At 71.0% G+C, this 15,788-nt stretch carries 17 protein-coding genes; 9 read left to right on the top strand and 8 right to left on the bottom strand.

Features of this window, described 5'->3' with window-relative positions; translation table 11 throughout:
• Positions 1–3: 3 nt before the first annotated feature.
• Genes Q7C18_RS12295 through Q7C18_RS12285 form a run of 3 tightly spaced genes read right to left on the bottom strand, consistent with a single transcriptional unit; the run spans position 4 to position 2,693 of the window.
• Positions 4–843: an ABC transporter permease gene (locus tag Q7C18_RS12295; protein ID WP_083277498.1), complete on the bottom strand. Its 840-nt coding sequence runs from the start codon at positions 841–843 to the stop codon at positions 4–6.
• A complete protein-coding gene (locus Q7C18_RS12290; protein WP_311025628.1) occupies positions 840–1,673 on the bottom strand; it encodes an ABC transporter permease in 834 nt (277 codons plus the stop codon). Before Q7C18_RS12290 ends, Q7C18_RS12295 begins: the two co-directional genes overlap by 4 nt.
• Positions 1,674–1,724: 51 nt before the next feature.
• On the bottom strand, positions 1,725–2,693 hold the full coding sequence (locus Q7C18_RS12285) for an ABC transporter substrate-binding protein (protein WP_311025627.1): 969 nt from the start codon (positions 2,691–2,693) through the stop codon (positions 1,725–1,727).
• Positions 2,694–2,862: 169 nt separating this feature from the next.
• On the opposite strand from Q7C18_RS12285, the gene Q7C18_RS12280 reads away from it, so the two are divergent.
• On the top strand, positions 2,863–3,735 hold the full coding sequence (locus Q7C18_RS12280) for an IclR family transcriptional regulator C-terminal domain-containing protein (RefSeq protein WP_311025626.1): 873 nt from the start codon (positions 2,863–2,865) through the stop codon (positions 3,733–3,735).
• 28 nt (positions 3,736–3,763) lie between these two features.
• On the opposite strand, the gene Q7C18_RS12275 is transcribed toward Q7C18_RS12280, so the two are convergent.
• Positions 3,764–4,975, bottom strand: coding sequence for an NADP-dependent malic enzyme (locus tag Q7C18_RS12275; RefSeq protein WP_311025625.1), 1,212 nt, complete (start codon positions 4,973–4,975; stop codon positions 3,764–3,766).
• Positions 4,976–5,280: 305 nt separating this feature from the next.
• Between Q7C18_RS12275 and Q7C18_RS12270 the strand changes: the two genes are divergently transcribed.
• The 6 genes from Q7C18_RS12270 to Q7C18_RS12245 all read left to right on the top strand — a co-directional run bounded on the left by Q7C18_RS12270 (position 5,281) and on the right by Q7C18_RS12245 (position 9,650).
• Complete coding sequence (locus Q7C18_RS12270) at positions 5,281–5,634, top strand: hypothetical protein (protein WP_311025624.1); 354 nt, start codon at positions 5,281–5,283, stop codon at positions 5,632–5,634.
• An 88-nt stretch (positions 5,635–5,722) separates the two neighbouring features.
• A complete protein-coding gene (locus tag Q7C18_RS12265; RefSeq protein WP_311025623.1) occupies positions 5,723–6,787 on the top strand; it encodes a LacI family DNA-binding transcriptional regulator in 1,065 nt (354 codons plus the stop codon).
• A gap of 19 nt (positions 6,788–6,806) precedes the next feature.
• The gene (locus Q7C18_RS12260; protein ID WP_311025622.1) at positions 6,807–7,514 is read left to right on the top strand and encodes a pyroglutamyl-peptidase I; all 708 of its coding nucleotides are present in this window, start codon (positions 6,807–6,809) and stop codon (positions 7,512–7,514) included.
• A gap of 96 nt (positions 7,515–7,610) precedes the next feature.
• A complete protein-coding gene (locus tag Q7C18_RS12255) occupies positions 7,611–8,786 on the top strand; it encodes a S8 family serine peptidase (RefSeq protein WP_311025621.1) in 1,176 nt (391 codons plus the stop codon).
• 82 nt (positions 8,787–8,868) lie between these two features.
• Positions 8,869–9,123 carry a hypothetical protein gene (locus Q7C18_RS12250; protein WP_085437920.1) on the top strand — a complete coding sequence of 85 codons (255 nt, stop codon included), beginning with the start codon at positions 8,869–8,871 and terminating at the stop codon, positions 9,121–9,123.
• Between the two features lie 119 nt (positions 9,124–9,242).
• On the top strand, positions 9,243–9,650 hold the full coding sequence (locus Q7C18_RS12245) for a hypothetical protein (RefSeq protein ID WP_311025620.1): 408 nt from the start codon (positions 9,243–9,245) through the stop codon (positions 9,648–9,650).
• Positions 9,651–9,782: 132 nt separating this feature from the next.
• Here Q7C18_RS12245 and fdhA read toward each other — a convergent pair whose 3' ends face one another.
• From fdhA to Q7C18_RS12230, 3 genes are all read right to left on the bottom strand, one after another.
• Positions 9,783–10,997 carry a formaldehyde dehydrogenase, glutathione-independent gene (gene fdhA / locus Q7C18_RS12240; protein WP_070158503.1) on the bottom strand — a complete coding sequence of 405 codons (1,215 nt, stop codon included), beginning with the start codon at positions 10,995–10,997 and terminating at the stop codon, positions 9,783–9,785.
• A 119-nt stretch (positions 10,998–11,116) separates the two neighbouring features.
• Positions 11,117–12,007, bottom strand: a complete 891-nt coding sequence (locus Q7C18_RS12235) for an HAD family hydrolase (RefSeq protein WP_311025619.1) — start codon at positions 12,005–12,007, stop codon at positions 11,117–11,119.
• A gap of 24 nt (positions 12,008–12,031) precedes the next feature.
• The gene (locus tag Q7C18_RS12230) at positions 12,032–13,045 is read right to left on the bottom strand and encodes a WYL domain-containing protein (protein ID WP_311025618.1); all 1,014 of its coding nucleotides are present in this window, start codon (positions 13,043–13,045) and stop codon (positions 12,032–12,034) included.
• Between the two features lie 66 nt (positions 13,046–13,111).
• Here Q7C18_RS12230 and Q7C18_RS12225 point away from each other — a divergent pair, with 66 nt between their 5' ends.
• A complete protein-coding gene (locus Q7C18_RS12225) occupies positions 13,112–14,134 on the top strand; it encodes an SDR family oxidoreductase (RefSeq protein ID WP_311025617.1) in 1,023 nt (340 codons plus the stop codon).
• Here Q7C18_RS12225 and Q7C18_RS12220 read toward each other — a convergent pair.
• Positions 14,125–14,886 (bottom strand): class I SAM-dependent methyltransferase, encoded by a 762-nt coding sequence (locus Q7C18_RS12220; RefSeq protein WP_311025675.1) that lies wholly within the window; start codon positions 14,884–14,886, stop codon positions 14,125–14,127. The two genes, Q7C18_RS12225 and Q7C18_RS12220, sit on opposite strands and share 10 nt — an antisense overlap.
• 124 nt (positions 14,887–15,010) lie before the next feature.
• Between Q7C18_RS12220 and Q7C18_RS12215 the strand changes: the two genes are divergently transcribed.
• Positions 15,011–15,757: a hypothetical protein gene (locus tag Q7C18_RS12215; RefSeq protein ID WP_311025616.1), complete on the top strand. Its 747-nt coding sequence runs from the start codon at positions 15,011–15,013 to the stop codon at positions 15,755–15,757.
• The last annotated feature ends 31 nt before the right edge of the window (positions 15,758–15,788 follow it).

The raw sequence follows: 15,788 nt of genomic DNA, 5'->3' as shown, positions 1-15,788 counted from the left end.
ACATCAGTTTCCTCCCCTGTGGGACTGGCGCTGGCCGTGGTACCAGAAGAGCACGGGCCGTTCGATGATGCGGAAGAGCACGGACAGGACGACGCCGACCAGGCCGAGCAGGATGATGCCGGTCCACATCTCCGGCATGGCGAAGGACCGCTGGAACTGCACGATGGTGAAGCCCAGGCCGTTGTGGGCGGCGAACATCTCGGAGATGACCATCAGGATGATCGCGATGGACAGGGCTTGGCGGGCCCCGGTGACGATCTGCGGGGTCGCCCCGCGCAGCACGAGCGTGCGCAGCTGGGTCAGCCGCCCGAGCCGATAGGTCCGTGCGGTGTCCCGCAGCACCTCGTCGACGCCGCGGACACCCTCGACGGTGTTCAGCAGGATGGGCCAGACGGCGCCTGCGGCGATGACGAAGATCTTCATGCCGGTGCCGATGCCCAGGAACAGCATGAGGATCGGGACCATCACCGGCGGCGGGATGGCGCGGAAGAACTCCAGCACCGGCTCCAGGAAGGCCCGCAGCCGGGAGCTGAGACCGATGGCGGTCCCGAGCCCGACGCCGATCACCATGGCCAGCGCGTAGCCGGCCAGCAGCCGGCCCAGCGAGGGCACGACGTCGGCGGTCAGCCGCCCTTCGAACCAGGTCGGCCCGAAGGTCGCCAGGATGTCCCGCAGCGGCGGGTAGAAGAAGCTGTCCGCCCGGTCCGAGGTGACCCACCAGATCACCACCAGGATCAGCGGCAGCGCCAGCAGCGTCAGGAGGCGACGCCACACCGGAAGCCGCCGCAGGGCGGCGAGGCCGCTCGCGCGGGCGGGGGCGGTCGCAGGCTGTGTGGTGGTCATGACGCGGTCTCCCGTCGGACGGAGGAGTGCCAGTGCAGGACGCGGCGCTCCACGGCGCGGGCGCCGAGGTTGACCAGGACCCCGATCAGTCCGGTGACGATGACCAGGGCGTACATGGAGGAGACCTGGCCGGACTGCTGGGCCACGGCCAGCAGACGTCCGAGCCCGGGGGTGCCGATGATGAGCTCCCCGGTGATGGTGAGGATCAGCGCCACAGTGGCCCCGAGCCGGAATCCGGTCATCGCGAAGGGCAGGGTGGTCGGCCAGACCACGGTCCGCGCGGTGGTCAGGAAGCGGAAGCGGTAGGAGCGGGCCGTATCGCGGGCGACCGGATCGACGTCCTGGACCCCGTAGAGCACCTGCACCAGGACCTGCCAGAAGGTCGCATAGACCACCAGCAGCAGGGTCCCGGGGCGACCGGTCCCCAGCATCAGCACCGCCAAGGGGATGAGCGCCACCGAGGGGATGGGCCGCAGGAACTCGATGGTCGACGCCGTGGCGTCCCGCAGGATCCCTACGGAGCCGATGACCATGCCCAGCACGATCCCGGCCACCAGCGCGATGGAGAATCCGATCGCCCAGGTCACCAGGGTGTCGCCCAGGGCGGTCCAGAACTCCCCGGTGGTGATCCTGTCGGCGAGCGCGGCGGCGATCTCAGAGAAGGGCGGCAGGAATCGGGCGTCGACGGCGCCGCTGCGGGGCAGCAGTTCGAGCACGAGGATCAGGGACAGCACCCCGGCGGTGCCCCACAGCGCCCGGTTGGTCCCTCCCCGTGGCCGGCGTGCGGCAGGCGTCGTCGTCGACGGCGGCGCGGCCGTCCGAATCGTCATGGTGGTGGTCCTCCGGTCGTGGACGTCAGCGGCGGATGTCAGCGGCAGGTGTCAGCGGATGATCTCGGCGACGTCGAGCTCGTCTCCGATGAGCCCGTGCTCATGAGCGAGGTCGGCCAGATGCTGGAGCGACTCGCGGTCGATCTCCGCGGGGAACTCCGGCATGACCATGCGCTCGAGGATCTCGTCGTCGATCTCGGTGTAGGTGCTCAGGATGGCGCGAGCCTCGTCGGGGTTCTGCTGGGCGTGTTCGAGGGACTCCGTCATGGCCGCGGTGAACGCGTCGACGATCTCGGGATCCTGCTGGGCGAAGGGCTCATCGGTGAAGTATCCGGCGATGAGCAGGTTCTCGTCGGTCTCGGCGAAGTTGTAGGTCACCACCTCAGCGCCCTGCTCCTGGGCGATGCTGGAGAACGGTTCGAGGATCCAGGCGGCGTCGACCTCTCCGGAGGCCACGGCGGCAGGCATGTCCGGGAAGCCCATCTCCACGAAGCTGATGTCCGTGGGATCGCCGCCGTCCTGGGCCACGACCTCGCTGATGGTGACGTCGCCGATGTTGTTCAGCGTGTTGACGGCCACGGAGCGGCCCTCGAGGTCGGCCGGTGTCTCGATCCCAGACTCCGGCATGGTGAGCACAGCGCCGATGTCCTCGCCGGTGTCCCCGGTGGTGGCCGCTCCGGGGGTGGGCAGTGTCAGCGGCAGGTCGCGGTCGGCGGCGATGAACAGGGAGACGGTGTTGGAGAAGCCGAAGTCGTAGTCGCCGCTGACGACGGCGGGGGCGATGGCCGCACCGCCCTGGGCCACCTCCAGCGTGACGTCGAGGCCGTGGTCCTCGAAGATGCCCTCCTCGACGCCCAGCCAGATGGCGGCGGTGTCCACGATCGACATCACGCCCACCGTGATCTCGGTGAGTTCGCCCTCGGAGCCCGGGCCGTCATCGTCTGCGGCGTCACCCCCGCCGCATGCGGTCATCAGAGCCAGGGCGGTGACGGCTCCTCCGGCAGTCAGGGTGCGTCGCATGGGGACTCCTCGCGGTGAACGGCTGGACCCCCTGGCCCGTGAGGGCCCCTCAGGGCGTGCCCAGAGCGAACAACAGTTCGCTATAGGCACATTACACCGCTGTGATGCGGATCACGTCAAGAGGGGCATGTGCCGTCACGTCGCTGACGGGGCGGTATAGGCTCGTCGCATGGAAGACCACCGCACAGCGAACGGCGCGTCCACCCAGCGCACCGATGCGCCGCAGGAGACCCCGCCTTCCTCGGAAGCCCCGGACAAGGAGGAGTTCGTCAGGTCACTGGCCAACGGGCTCAAGGTGCTCGAGTCCTTCGCCGAGGCCGAGGACCCGATGACGCTCTCCGACGTCGCCCGGCGCACCGGGCTCTCCCGGGCCGCGGCCCGGCGCATGCTCAAGACGCTGGTCCACCTGGACTACGCGAGCACCGACGGGCGGCTCTTCGTGCTCACGCCGAAGGTGCTCAGCCTGGGCGTCGGTTTCTGGTCGGGCAACGGGCTGCACGAGGTGCTCCAGCCGCTGCTGCGCTCCCTGGCCGCGGAGCTCAACGAATCCTGCTCCGCCTCGGTGCTGGTGGGCGACGAGGTCGTCTACATCGCCCGGGCCCACACCCGGCGCATCATGCGCATGGACCTCGACATCGGCACCCGCCTCCCGGCCTTCGCCACCTCCATGGGCAGGGTGCTGCTGGGCGGCCTCGACCCCGCGGAGCGCCGTCGGCTCCTGGAGACGGCGGACCGACCCGCGCTGACCCCGGTCACCCGGACCGGGGTCGACGAGCTCCTGGCGATCATCGAGTCCGCCGCCGATCAGGGCTGGACACTGGTGGACCAGGAGCTGGAGACAGGGCTGCGGTCAGTCTCAGCACCGGTGGAGCATCCCGACCGCGGCGTGGTCGCCGCGATCAACGTCTCCGTCTCCGCAGGGCTCGAGACACCGGAGCAGACGCGCGACCGCGTCCTGCCTCCCCTGCGACGCGCCGCAGTGGAGGCAGGCCGCTCGGTGGCCGCCTGGGAGCGGAGCACCGGCCGCCCCGTCCAGGGCTGACCAGCGCGCCCCGGTCACACGTCCCCGATCACACAGCCCCGTCCGCGACCCCGTCCGCGACCCCGTCCGTGACCCCGTCCTGGTGCGCCGCGGCGATCACGGCGGCCGCCACTCCGGCGGCGACGCGCTCGTCCAGCGGTGAGGGCACGATGTACTCCGCGCTGAGGTCCTCCCCCACGATGTCGGCGATCGCGGTGGCCGCGGCGACCTTCATCGCCGGGGTGATCCGGCGGGCCCCGGCGTCGAGGGCCCCGCGGAAGATGCCGGGGAATGCCAGGACGTTGTTGATCTGGTTCGGGAAGTCGGAACGCCCTGTCGCGACGACGGCGGCGTGGCGGGCCGCGACCTCCGGCATGATCTCCGGGTCGGGGTTGGACAGGGCGAAGACGATCGCGTCGTCGTTCATGGCGGCGACCGCCTCCTCCGGCACCTGGGAGGAGGACACGCCGATGAACACGTCAGCACCCTCCAGCGCCTCGGTCACCCCGCCGATGATGTTCTCCCGGTTGGTCTGCGCCGCCACCCGCGCCTTGACCACGTTGAGATCGTCCCGGTCCCGGTGGATGGTCCCCTGGGAGTCGGTGAGGATGATGTCCCCGACGCCGGCCTCCAGCAGGATGTCCGCCACGGCGATGCCGGCCGCGCCCGCGCCGGCGATCACCACACGCGTGTCGGCGAAGCGGCGCCCGGTCAGCCGGGTGGCATTGGTCAGCGCGGCGAGCACCACCACGGCGGTGCCGTGCTGGTCGTCATGCATGACAGGGCAGTCGAGAGCCTCGATGAGGCGCTGCTCCAGCTCGAAGCAGCGCGGGGCGACCACGTCCTCGAGGTTCACCGCTCCGAAGCTGGGCCGCAGCCGCACCATGGTCTCGACGATCTCGTCCACGTCGGTGGTGTCGATGACCAGAGGGATCGAGTTCAGTCCGCCGAACTCACGGAACAGCGCAGACTTGCCCTCCATGACAGGCAGGGAGGCCGCCGCGCCGATGTCTCCGAGGCCGAGCACCGCAGTGCCGTCGGAGAGCACCACCACCAACCGGGAGGCCCAGGTGTGGGTGGCGTGCCTGGCGGGGTCATCCCGGATCGCGCGGGAGACCTGGGCGACCCCGGGGGTGTAGGCGATGGACAGCGCCCGCTTCGAGTCCAGCGGCATGGTGGACTCGACGGTGAGCTTGCCGCCGGCATGGGAGGCGAAGACCTCATCGTCGGTGATGGGCGCGGTCGTGTCGATGGTGGACATCAGTGATGACTCCTGGAAAGTGTCTGATCAGGTCGGCACGGCGCATCGCGGATCCCGCGGGAGCTCCACACGTCGTCGGGTGGATCGTGCGCTCCGGCCGTGCGCTGCCGTGCACGCCGAGGTCATCGGCGCTCGCACCGTCGCAGTGGTCAGTACTTTCTTTAGACCGTGCAGGCCAGGGTACGGCACCGATGCGCCTCCCCGTGACATCCGTCCCATCAGGTGGACTCCCGAGTCGCCTCGTCGTGGCCTCCGTGGGCGTGTGGCCTGGTGCTCGTCACCGCCGCACGTCTACCCTTCGCCCCATGACCACCTCCCCTGAGCACCGGCGGCACCGCCCCACGGCCGCGGAGCTCGACGGCGACGCGGCCCGGATCGCGCGACGCCGACGAGCCTTCGCGGTCGTCGTGGGCGTGGTGCTGACTCTGCTCGTCGGCTGGCCGGTCTTCCAGCTGCTGTTCATGGCCCTGGCGAGCTACGGCGTCGCCCTTCCCTGGGTGGGATGGCTGCTGAGCGGCTTCGTGCTGGCCTGCCTGCCAGCTGCTGCGGCGGTCGCGGCAGGCACCGGCAGCGTGCGCCGGGGGCTGCTGCACGGGCTGTGGACCGGCGCGACCTTCACAGTGCTGGCCATCGGCGTACTGATCCTGGTGCTCGGATGACCTGCGCCCGCTCACCCAGAACAATGCATGTTTCCCATGGCGTCGATGCTCCTCGGGAACCGGCCCCCGCTCTGCTACGTTGATCACGATGCCTGCCTCAGACTCTCTCCGCGCCCCCGGCGGCTCCAGCACCGCCGGAGCTGCCAGCCCGACCCGCCGCCGTCGGCCCACCGGCGCCGATGTGGCCGCGCGCGCCAACGTGTCCCGCGCGACCGTGAGCTTCGTGCTCAACAACACCCCGGGCCAGACGATCTCCGAGGAGACCCGGCGGGCAGTGCTCAACGCCGCTGAGGAGCTCGGGTACCACCCCAACCGGAACGCCAAGTCGCTGGCCTCGGGGAAGTCCACCAACCTGGTCTGCGTGGTGCCGAAGACCCAGCTCGGCGAGCCGGCCACCGCACTGATCGGCATGCTCACCGCCGAGCTGAGCCGCCGCGGCTATTCCATGGCCGTGCACTTCGAGTCCACCGACCACGCCTCGCTGACCGCGCTGGTCCAGGACCTCGCCCCGCAGATGATCTTCCCGCTCTTCGGGGCCCTGCCGGAGTGGATCGACGACGACGTCGCCTACGGCACCGCACTGATGCCCGCCACCCAGCTGCCGGAGAACGCGCGCGACGCCGGCGTGGCGGCCCAGGTGGAGCATCTCGCCGCCGCCGGGCACACGCGCATCGGATACGTGGGCACCGCAAATCCGGTGGCTCACGAGATCTCCGAGTTCCGGGCCGCCACCGCACAGAAGGTCGCCCAGGACGCCGGGGTCGAGCTGACCCTGTCGGCCGAGGTCGCCGCCGACGGTTCCGACGTGGGCGAGGTGGTGCGTCAGGCCCGGGAGGCCGGGGTGACCGCACTGTGCGCCTTCTCGGACACGGTCGCGTTCATGCTGCTGGCCACCCTGATGGACGAGGGCATCGCCTGCCCGGAGGAGATCGCGGTCGTCGGCTACGACGATGTCTCCCTGGCGGAGTGGTCCCGTCCCCGGCTGACCACGGTCCAGTGGGACCAGTCCGTGATCGCCACACTGATCGCCGACGCCGTCATCGCCGCCGTCGACGACGACCCGCGCCGTCGCACCCCCGCCGCGGAGCAGGCCTCGGTCGATGAGGTCTGGATGCTGGGCCGCGCCCACGTCGTCGCGCGCGAATCCGCCTGACCCGCAGGATCCGCTCCTCATGAGCTCTGCCGCACCCCTGGTGCTCCTCACCGGCTTCGAGCCCTTCGGCGGAATGGCGCACAACCCCTCCTGGGATGTGGCGACGGCCGTGGCCGAACGGGCCGCCGGCTCCCTCGACCCCACCGGCCCCGCCAGCCCGACCGGCCCGACTGACGTCCCCGGCCTGGAGGTCCGCGCACTGCGCCTGCCGGTGGCCTTCGGCCGGGCCGCGGGCCTGCTCGCCGACGCCGTGGACGCCGCCGTCGCCGAGGGGCGCACCCCTGCCGCCGTCGTCGCCCTGGGGCTGGCCGCCGGCACGGAGGCGGTCCGGCTGGAGCGGGTGGGCCTGAACCTGCGCGACGCCCGCATCCCGGACAACGACGGCGCCCAGCCGGCCGACGAGCCCGTGGTCGCCTCCGGCGAGGGAGCGCTGTTCTCCACCCTGCGGCTCAAGGCCGCCCTGGCCCGGATCCGCGAGGCCGGGATCCCCGTGCACCTGTCCCTGAGCGCCGGAAGCTTCGTGTGCAACGACGTGCTCTACGCCCTGCTGCATGACCTCTCCGCCCGCGGCCTCGACGTGCCCGGGGGCTTCGTCCATGTGCCGGACCTGCGTGATCCGCAGTCACCGGTGAGCTTGGCCCAGGCCGTGGAGGCTGTGGAGCTTCTGCTGGCGGAGACGTTGCGCGGCGGCGCCGATTCCAGTGTCCCGGGCGGCGCCCTGCACTGAGCGACACAGCCACGCCCTCTCGGTGCGTGTCAGTCGTGGCCCCTACCCTGGGAACAGGCGTCGAGACCCGGCGCTGATCAGGCAGGAGGCACCCCCATGCATACTCCCGAGCACACGCTGACCACCACCACGCGGCCCGGCCGCTTCGTCGTCGTCTTCGACTCCGCCGATCCCCAGGTCCGAGAGGACTCTGCCCCGGGGCTGCTGAGCACCGAGGGATTCTCCACCGAGACCTACTTCTCTCGGCTCGGCGTCGCCGTGGTGGACGCCGACTCCGACCACCTGAACGCGCTGCGCAGCCGCTGCCAGGCCGAGCGCCGCCCGGTCCATGTCCTGCCGGAGCGGATCTACCGCGTGCTGGACGCCGCCCCGGCCGCCCGACCGGCGGAGCTGCCGGACTCCTTCACGGACACCGAGGAGCTCACGTGGGGCCTGCAGGCCGTCCGCTCTCTGGAGTCCGGGTACACCGGCGCCGGGGTGCGCGTCGCAGTCCTGGACACCGGGGTGGACCTGGAGCATCCGGAGCTCGCCGGGCGCGGGATCGTCGCCGAGTCCTTCATCGACGGGGAGACCGCCCAGGACGGTCATGGTCATGGGACCCACTGCCTGGGGACGGTGGGCGGTCCGCGCAGCCGCGAGGACGGCCCTGGCTACGGGGTGGCGCCGGAGGCGGAGCTCTTCGCGGGCAAGGTGCTCGGCGACGACGGCTCCGGCTCGGACACCTCCATCCTCTCCGGCATCGATTGGGCCCTGCAGCAGGAGTGCGCCGTGATCTCCATGTCGCTGGGGGCCGACGTGCCGGAGGTTCACCCTCCGTATGTGGCCGCCGGACGCCGGGCCCTGGAGCAGGGGTCGCTGATCATCGCGGCTGCGGGCAACAACGCCCGGCGCAGCTCCGGGGAGAACGGCTTCGTGGGCGCCCCCGCGAACAGCCCGTACGTGATGGCGGTGGGGGCCCTGGACCCGCAGCTGGGCATCGCTGACTTCTCCGCAAGGACTCTGCCGGGTCGGGGCGGTCAGGTGGATGTGGCAGGCCCGGGAGTGGACGTGCTCTCCGCCTGGACCGGCGACCAGCGGCACCGGGTCATCAGCGGCACCTCCATGGCCACACCGCACGTCTCCGGGGTGGCGGCCCTGCTGGCGGAGGCCACCGGCTTCCGGGCCCGCGAGCTGTGGGCGGAGATCGTCCAGGAGGCGGCCCGCCTGGAGCTGCCCTCGGTGGATGTGGGCTCGGGGCTCTCGCTGGCCCCGCCCGCTGAGGAGCAGCAGTGAGACGTCCCGGGAGGGCCCGCCTGCTGGTGCCGCCGGAGGGCAGGGCTGTCCGCCGACTTCGGCGCGACGTTACCCTGGCGGCATGACCTCCCCCGGAGAGCGCCCTGTCGGCTGGATCGTCACGGTGGACGAGGAACGGACCGCGCGGCTCGACGAGGTCGTCGCGGAGCTGCAGGCCGCCGGCCTGCGGGTCAACCGTGTGCTGACGTCGCTGGGGATGGTCCATGGCCGCGCCACGGAGGAGCAGCTGGAGGCTCTGCGCTCCGTGGACGGGGTGGTCTCGGTGGACCGCGAACAGGAGCACCGGATCAGCCCTCCCGACGCCGAGGTGCAGTGACCAGGGTTGAGCCCAGGCCATGTGAGCCCGGTCGATGCACGCGCGGGCGATGAGGGACCGGCCACACCGGCCTGTCCCCTGGGCTCCGCTGTCACCCCTGCGCGCTACAGTGGACTGCCGTGAGCACCCGAAAGAAGCGTCCGAGCCCGCCGCCGTCCCGGAGCTCCGCGCGCACGGCGGGGCGGGCCGCGGGACCCTCTCGGCCGCCTGCATCCGCCCGACGCCCGCGGCGACCCTGGGGCCGCTACCTGTGGGCCGTGGTGACCGCCGTGGTGATCGCCGCGCTGCTGTTCGAGTTCACGATGCTCTGGACCATCGGCGTCGGGGTGTACATGCTCGCGCTGCGGGAGTTCACCGGCCTGTGGTTCCTGGTGGGCGGCTATGCGCTGGCCTGCGTCCCCTGGGCCTTCGGCCTACTGATCGCCACCGGCCAGTTCTGGCGCAGCCTCACCCACACCCTGTGGATCGGTGCGGTCTACGGCCTGGTCGGCTTCCTCTTCCTGGACAAGATCCTCGGAGCCCTCTGATCCGGTCGGCCGCGGTCGGCCGACACCCCGCTGCGCGCCTCGGCAGCATCGGGGAGGCCTCCGTCAGGTCCGGGCTGGGGCGGCCCGTCCTCCTCGACAGGCCGCCCCAGCGCTTCACGGGTCGTCGCAGACTCAGGCTGGCACCATCCCGTGGGGATCGATGACGAACTTGCGGGCCGCGCCGTCGTCGAACTCCTGGTAGCCGCGTGGTGCGTCATCCAGACTGATGGTGGTGGCGCTCACCGCCTGCGCGATCTGCGCCCGATCGTGGAGGATCAGGTTCATCAGCTTCCGGTTGTACTGCTTCACCGGGCACTGACCGGTGGCGAAGGAGTGCGACTTCGCCCAGCCGAGCCCCAGGCGGACACCGAGGGTGCCCTCCTTGGCGGCGTCGTCCACGGCCCCAGGATCACCGGTGACATACAGTCCGGGGATCCCGATCCCGGCCCCGGCGCGGGCGACGGTCATGCAGTCGTTGAGCACGGTGGCCGGAGCCTCCCCGGCGCCTTCCCCGTGACCACGGGCTTCGAAGCCGACGGCATCCACGGCGGCGTCGACCTCCGGGTCGCCGACGATCTCGGCGATCATCTCCGTCAGCTCCCCCTCGGCGGTCAGGTCGATGCCCACGCAGCCGAAGCTCTCGGCCTGGGCGAGGCGGTCCTTGTTCATGTCCCCGACCATGACCACGGAGGCGCCCAGCAGCTGGGCCGAGTGCGCGGCGGCCAGCCCCACGGGTCCGGCCCCGGCCACATAGACGGTGGATCCGGTGGTGACACCGGCCGTGTAGGCACCGTGATAGCCGGTGGGGAAGATGTCAGAGAGCATGGTGAGGTCCAGGATCTTCTCCAGCGCCTGGTCACGGTCCGGGAACTTCAGCAGGTTGAAGTCCGCATAGGGGATCATGACGTACTCCGCCTGCCCGCCGATCCAGCCGCCCATGTCCACATAGCCGTAGGCGGCGCCGGCGCGGGCGGGGTTCACGTTGAGGCAGATGCCGGTCTTGCCCTCGTCGCACATGCGACACCGCCCGCAGGCGATGTTGAAGGGCACCGAGCAGATGTCTCCCTCACGGAGGAAGAGCACATCCTCCCCGGTCTCCACGACTTCTCCGGTGATCTCGTGCCCCAGGGTCTGACCCTGGGGTGCGGTGGTGCGTCCGCGGACCATGTGCTGGTCGGATCCGCAGATGTTGGTGGTGACGATCTTCAGGATGGCGGCGTGGGGCGCCTTCTTCGTGATCCCGAAGTGGTCCGCCACCTCCTGAGGGACCTCCAGGGAGGGGAAGTCGATGGACTCGACGGCGACCTCTCCGGGGGACTTGTACACGACGACTCTGTTCGAACTCATGGTGGAACTCCTGATGGGCGAGATAGGTGAGGTGGATCACACTCCACCCGCACACCATGCAGACTGCAGAATGCGTCTGACAACAGCTCACGCTCCGTCTCAGCAGACGGACCCGTGTCTCAGGATGTGGCCGGCTCCAGCTCCCCCACGTCCACCCACCGGGAGAGCACCCGGGCGATGCCTTCGTCGTCGTTGCTGGAGGTCACGACGTCGGCGGCCTCCTGCGCCTCGGGGATCGCGTTGCCCATGGCCACACCGAGCCCGGCCGCGCGCAGCATGGTGACATCGTTGCCGTTGTCCCCAAAGGCGACGGTTGCCGCGGCGTCGATCCCTTCGGCTCGGCACCAGTCGAGGATGGCCGTGGACTTGTCGACGCCGGCCGCGGTGGCCTCCATGTAGATCGGTGAGGAGTAGGTCAGCTCGATCTGCTTCCCGTAGCCGGACCGCAGCTCCGCCTCCAGGGATTCGAGGACCGGACGTTCCGCGCAGTAGAGGATCTTGGTGGGCTCGATGCCCGGGGAGGTGATGTCGTCGACGACCCTCAGGCTCAGTCCGTTGCCGCCGGCCTCATGGGCGGCCTGCGGGTGGCCGTCGTCGGCCACGATCAGCTCGTCGTCATGCGGGAGCATCAGCAGCACGCCGTGCCGGCTCCCGGTGGCGATGAGTTCAGCGGCCAGCTGGGTCGGGACGGGACGCCGGGCCAGGGTGGCCCCGGTGGCCTGGTCGACGATCACCGAACCGTTGAGCCCGGCGAGGATCAGGTCCTCGCCGAGGCCGTGCCGCTCCGCGAGCGCCCGCAGGCCGGGAATGGGCCGGCCGGAGGCGAGCATGATGCGCGCCCCGGCGGAGCGCAGCCCTTCGAGCGCCCGCAGCGTCCCTGGCTGCGGCGTCTTGGTGGAGTCCAGCAGGGTTCCGTCGATGTCGAAGGCCACCAGGCGGGGCACCTCGCCGGCGGGCCGGACACCGGGCTGGGCGGCTGGCTGGGCGGCGGAGCGGGGTGGGGTGGTCACAGGCGAGATCCTATCGTGGACCCTTCAGCGCTCGTGCGGGGCGTTGCGGGCCGCCAGATCTCGGCCCCGTGCGGCCAGCGCCTGCCGCAGCTCGGGTGGTTCGATGACCTCGATGCCCGGCACAGCCAGCAGCTGGGTGCTCACGATGCCCAGGGATTCGGTGAGCAGCGAGATGTCGAGGTGGTCAGGCTGCGGCGCCGCCTCCTGACTGAGCTGTCGCGCCGCTGCGGATGCGGCGTCGATGGCCGCATCGATGGCGGCGTCGATCCCGGTGCCGGGCAGAGCGGCCCGCAGGGCGTCGGCCGAGGCGACGGGGATTCGCAGCCGGACCGGCAGGCTCACCACGGAGGCTTCGAACTGGGCACGGCTCTGTCGCCAATGCTCGGCCAGAGAGAAGTCCGGTGGGCGCCAGGCGGACTCCTGATGCCGGGTCACCGATTCGATCCTGGAGAGTCGGTAGGTCCGCACGGAGCGCCGGTGCGCGGCCACCAGGTACCAGCGGTCGCTCTTGAGCACCAGGCCCAGGGGGTCCAGGAGCCGGCTCACAGGCGCCGCCGACGGATCGGAGCGGGTGTACCGGATGCTGATCCGCTGACCGGACCAGACCGCCTGAGCCACCTCGGCGAGCGCGGCGGGGCGTTCGGGCTCGTGGAACCACCGGCCGTGGTCCACGTGGAAGCGCTCGGCCACTGCGGCGTGCTGCCGGGCCTCGGCCCCGGGGGCTGCGAGCATCTTCATCCGGGCGGCCTGGTAATCGGCCTCCAGGCCCAGCTCCCGGGATCCTGTCTCTCCGAGCAGCAGGGCCTGCAGCTCGGCGGCGAGCATCCCGGTCAGCGGGGAGCGCCAGCCCTCCACGAGCCCCACTCCCCCGGCGGGCCCGGTGCGGGTCCATACCGGTACGCCCATCTCCTGCAGGGCGGCGAGGTCCCGTTGGATGGTGCGGGCGGAGACGCCGTGGCGCTCGGCCAGCTCTGTCACCGTGGTGCGCCGCAGGCGGGTCAGCTCCAACAGCAGGGCCACCAGTCGGGAGGTGCGCATGGGCTCAGCCTACGCAGTGACCCTGCTCATTGGCGACATCAGGTGTCGTCAATGGAGGAGATGATCATGCTGACGCCCCATCCGCGGGCGGTGGCGCACCCCGCCGCAGTACAGCACACTCAGGAGGACTCCATGACCGCATCGCAGACCGCTCCAGACCTGACCCGACGCATCGCCCTGGTCGCCGGCGCCACCCGCGGGGCCGGCCGGGCCATCGCCCGCGAGCTCGGGCGAGCCGGCGCCGTGGTGTATTGCACAGGACGCTCCACAGCGGGAGTGCCATCGGACTACGGGCGCCCCGAGACCATCGAGGAGACCGCGCAGCTGATCACCGCCGAGGGTGGGACGGCCCACCCCGTCGTCGTCGACCATCTCGACGTGGACGCCGTCGAGGCCCTGGTGGCGCGGATCGACGCGGAGCAGGGCCGGCTGGACATCCTGATCAATGACATCGGCGGGGAGGCCTACGTGCAGTTCGGCACCCCGCTGTGGGAGTACGACCTCGACGCCGGCCGGCGCCTGCTCGACACCGCGCTGCTGACCCATCTGAACACCAGCGCCTGCGCCCTGGAGCTGCTCATCCGAAACCCCGGCGGGCTGGTCGTGGAGGTGACCGACGGGACCCGTGCGTACAACGCCGCCCACTACCGGGAGACGGTGTTCCTGGACCTGGCCAAGACCGGCGTGGACCGGCTCGCCTACGCGCAGGGCCACGAGCTGGCCGCCCACGGCGGCACCGCGGTCTCGGTATCGCCCGGGTGGCTGCGTTCGGAGATGATGCTGGACCACTTCGACGTCACCGAGGAGACCTGGCGCTCCGTCGCGGAGGCGAACCGTGGCACGAGCGGCGTGGTCCCGCCCTATGAGTTCGTGATCTCCGAGACCCCCGCCATGCTCGCCCGCGGCATCACCGCCCTGGCGGCCGATCCCGACCGGGCCCGGTGGAACACCCGCTCCACCAGCTCCTTCGAGCTGGCGGCGCACTATGACCTCACCGATGTGGACGGCTCTCGGCCCGACGCCTGGAGCTTCATCACCGCCATGGAGGACACCCCGGTGGAGGAGCTCGACGTCGACTCCTACCGCTGAGCGGGACGCACGGCCTCGATCAGGTGCCGGGTGGAATGCGCGACGACGGGCCGACCCGCCCGCATCTGGCGGTCCAGCGCCCGCAGCCGGTCCATGTGGTCCTCCGCCTGGAATCCGGGCACCCACCAGGGGCACTTGCGCAGGATCCAGATCACCGCGCCGACGTCGTGGAACTCCATCCGGCACCGCGCGGTCCGCAGGTCGCGGATCTCCAGACCGGCGTCCCGGGCCTGCTCCGCCTCCCGGTCAGGGTGGCGGTGTCTCCGGGCCTCCGGCTGCGGGCCCAGGAAGTGCTCGATCAGCTCGAAGGCCGACGCGGGCCCCACATGCTGGGCGAGATAGGTTCCCTCCGGTCGGAGCACCCGGTGGATCTCGGGCCAGTCGGGGGACACCGGATGCCGGGAGGTCACCAGGTCGAAGGTCTCGTCGGCGAACGGGAGACCCTGGACGGCAGAGGTGTCGGCCACCTCGACCCCCCGGGGCCCGAGGCGGTGGCGGGCCACGGCGAGATTCGGCGGCCAGGCCTCGGTGGCCCGCATGGTAGGCGGCAGGACAGGGGCCTCGTCCAGGACCTCACCGCCGCCGGTGTCAAGGTCCAAGGCGCTGGTCGCCGCGGCGAGTCTGCCCGCCATCAGTCGGGCGTAGCCCCACGGGGGTCGCTCCTCGGTGGCTCTGCCGTCGAGCCAGCGGAATCCCCACCCGCCGACTTCGGCCTCGCAGGCTTCGCGCACAAGTTCCTGGAACGGTCTCATCATCTGTGATCCTAGACCCGATCGGGGCCTTCCCTCGCAGCGGCTCGGCCCTCAAGCAGGGGCAGGCCGTAGGCACCCCCGCTATGCTCCAGGAACGACTCGCCGCGACGAGAGAGGGGCCGCCATGTCGACCACGAAGGATCCCGGCCAGATCGCCCGACGGGTCTTCCTCTGGGCGATGATCGTCTCGTTCAGCCTCGCCGCCGCAGCCGGCATCCTGGTGCTGCTCGGCGCCGACCTCGACGGCACCGGGTCCCAGGTGCTGCTGACCACCGTGGTGGTCGGGCTCTACAGCCTGGCGATGCTCTGCTGCGCAGCGGTGTTCACCCGCCCCTCACGCTGGGTGGGATTCCTCGGCGTCGCTGTGGCCCTGCTCAGCCTGGCGTGGTCAGTCGTGCTGATCTGGCGGGAGGCCAGCTGGTCCTGGGACCCGTTCCAGCTCCTGCTCTCCGGGGTCACGCTGACCGTGGCCTTCAGCTTCACCAGTCTGTTGCTGGCCCTGACCGCCCACCGCGACGCCCTCATCCGCTGGCTGCTCCGCGCGGCGCTGGCGCTGCTGACCGTGGCGGCCGCACTCACGCTGCTCCTCATCTGGGAGGTCGGCTGGGAGAGCGAGGCCTTCGGTCGGTTCTACGGCATCATGCTGATCCTGGCGGTGCTGACCGGAGTGGTCACACCTCTGCTCTCGGCGCTGCGCCGCCGGGCCGCACCAGGGGCGTCTGCGCCCTCGACGGCGCCCCCGCAGGCACCTGCACCGCCGATCGGCATCGACCCGGAGACGGCGGCCGCCCTGCAGGCCGAGGCCCAGCGTCGAGGCATCACCGTGGCCCAGCTGGTCGCCCCGCTGCTGGAGCGCCGGAGCCGCCCGTGACACTCCTTCCCACTGGTCAGTGACCTCAGAT

The sequence above is a fragment of the Nesterenkonia sp. CL21 genome (genome assembly GCF_031705515.1).
GTDB lineage: Bacteria > Actinomycetota > Actinomycetes > Actinomycetales > Micrococcaceae > Nesterenkonia > Nesterenkonia aethiopica.
Note: the sequence above shows the minus strand (reverse complement) of the source record. Positions and strands in the feature narration are given on the sequence as shown.

Bases quoted from the DNA above. Each gene is read 5' to 3' on its own strand.
- Q7C18_RS12250 (WP_085437920.1), top strand. From the start codon at position 8,869: ATGACCTCCCCCGGAGAGCGCCCTGTCGGCTGGATCGTCACGGTGGAC.
- Q7C18_RS12260 (WP_311025622.1), top strand. From the start codon at position 6,807: ATGAGCTCTGCCGCACCCCTGGTGCTCCTCACCGGCTTCGAGCCCTTC.
- Q7C18_RS12230 (WP_311025618.1), bottom strand. From the start codon at position 13,045: ATGCGCACCTCCCGACTGGTGGCCCTGCTGTTGGAGCTGACCCGCCTG.
- Q7C18_RS12270 (WP_311025624.1), top strand. From the start codon at position 5,281: ATGACCACCTCCCCTGAGCACCGGCGGCACCGCCCCACGGCCGCGGAG.
- Q7C18_RS12215 (WP_311025616.1), top strand. From the start codon at position 15,011: ATGTCGACCACGAAGGATCCCGGCCAGATCGCCCGACGGGTCTTCCTC.
- Q7C18_RS12220 (WP_311025675.1), bottom strand. From the start codon at position 14,886: ATGAGACCGTTCCAGGAACTTGTGCGCGAAGCCTGCGAGGCCGAAGTC.
- fdhA (WP_070158503.1), bottom strand. From the start codon at position 10,997: ATGAGTTCGAACAGAGTCGTCGTGTACAAGTCCCCCGGAGAGGTCGCC.
- Q7C18_RS12295 (WP_083277498.1), bottom strand. From the start codon at position 843: ATGACCACCACACAGCCTGCGACCGCCCCCGCCCGCGCGAGCGGCCTC.
- Q7C18_RS12225 (WP_311025617.1), top strand. From the start codon at position 13,112: ATGCTGACGCCCCATCCGCGGGCGGTGGCGCACCCCGCCGCAGTACAG.
- Q7C18_RS12290 (WP_311025628.1), bottom strand. From the start codon at position 1,673: ATGACGATTCGGACGGCCGCGCCGCCGTCGACGACGACGCCTGCCGCA.
- Q7C18_RS12265 (WP_311025623.1), top strand. From the start codon at position 5,723: ATGCCTGCCTCAGACTCTCTCCGCGCCCCCGGCGGCTCCAGCACCGCC.
- Q7C18_RS12285 (WP_311025627.1), bottom strand. From the start codon at position 2,693: ATGCGACGCACCCTGACTGCCGGAGGAGCCGTCACCGCCCTGGCTCTG.
- Q7C18_RS12255 (WP_311025621.1), top strand. From the start codon at position 7,611: ATGCATACTCCCGAGCACACGCTGACCACCACCACGCGGCCCGGCCGC.
- Q7C18_RS12280 (WP_311025626.1), top strand. From the start codon at position 2,863: ATGGAAGACCACCGCACAGCGAACGGCGCGTCCACCCAGCGCACCGAT.
- Q7C18_RS12275 (WP_311025625.1), bottom strand. From the start codon at position 4,975: ATGTCCACCATCGACACGACCGCGCCCATCACCGACGATGAGGTCTTC.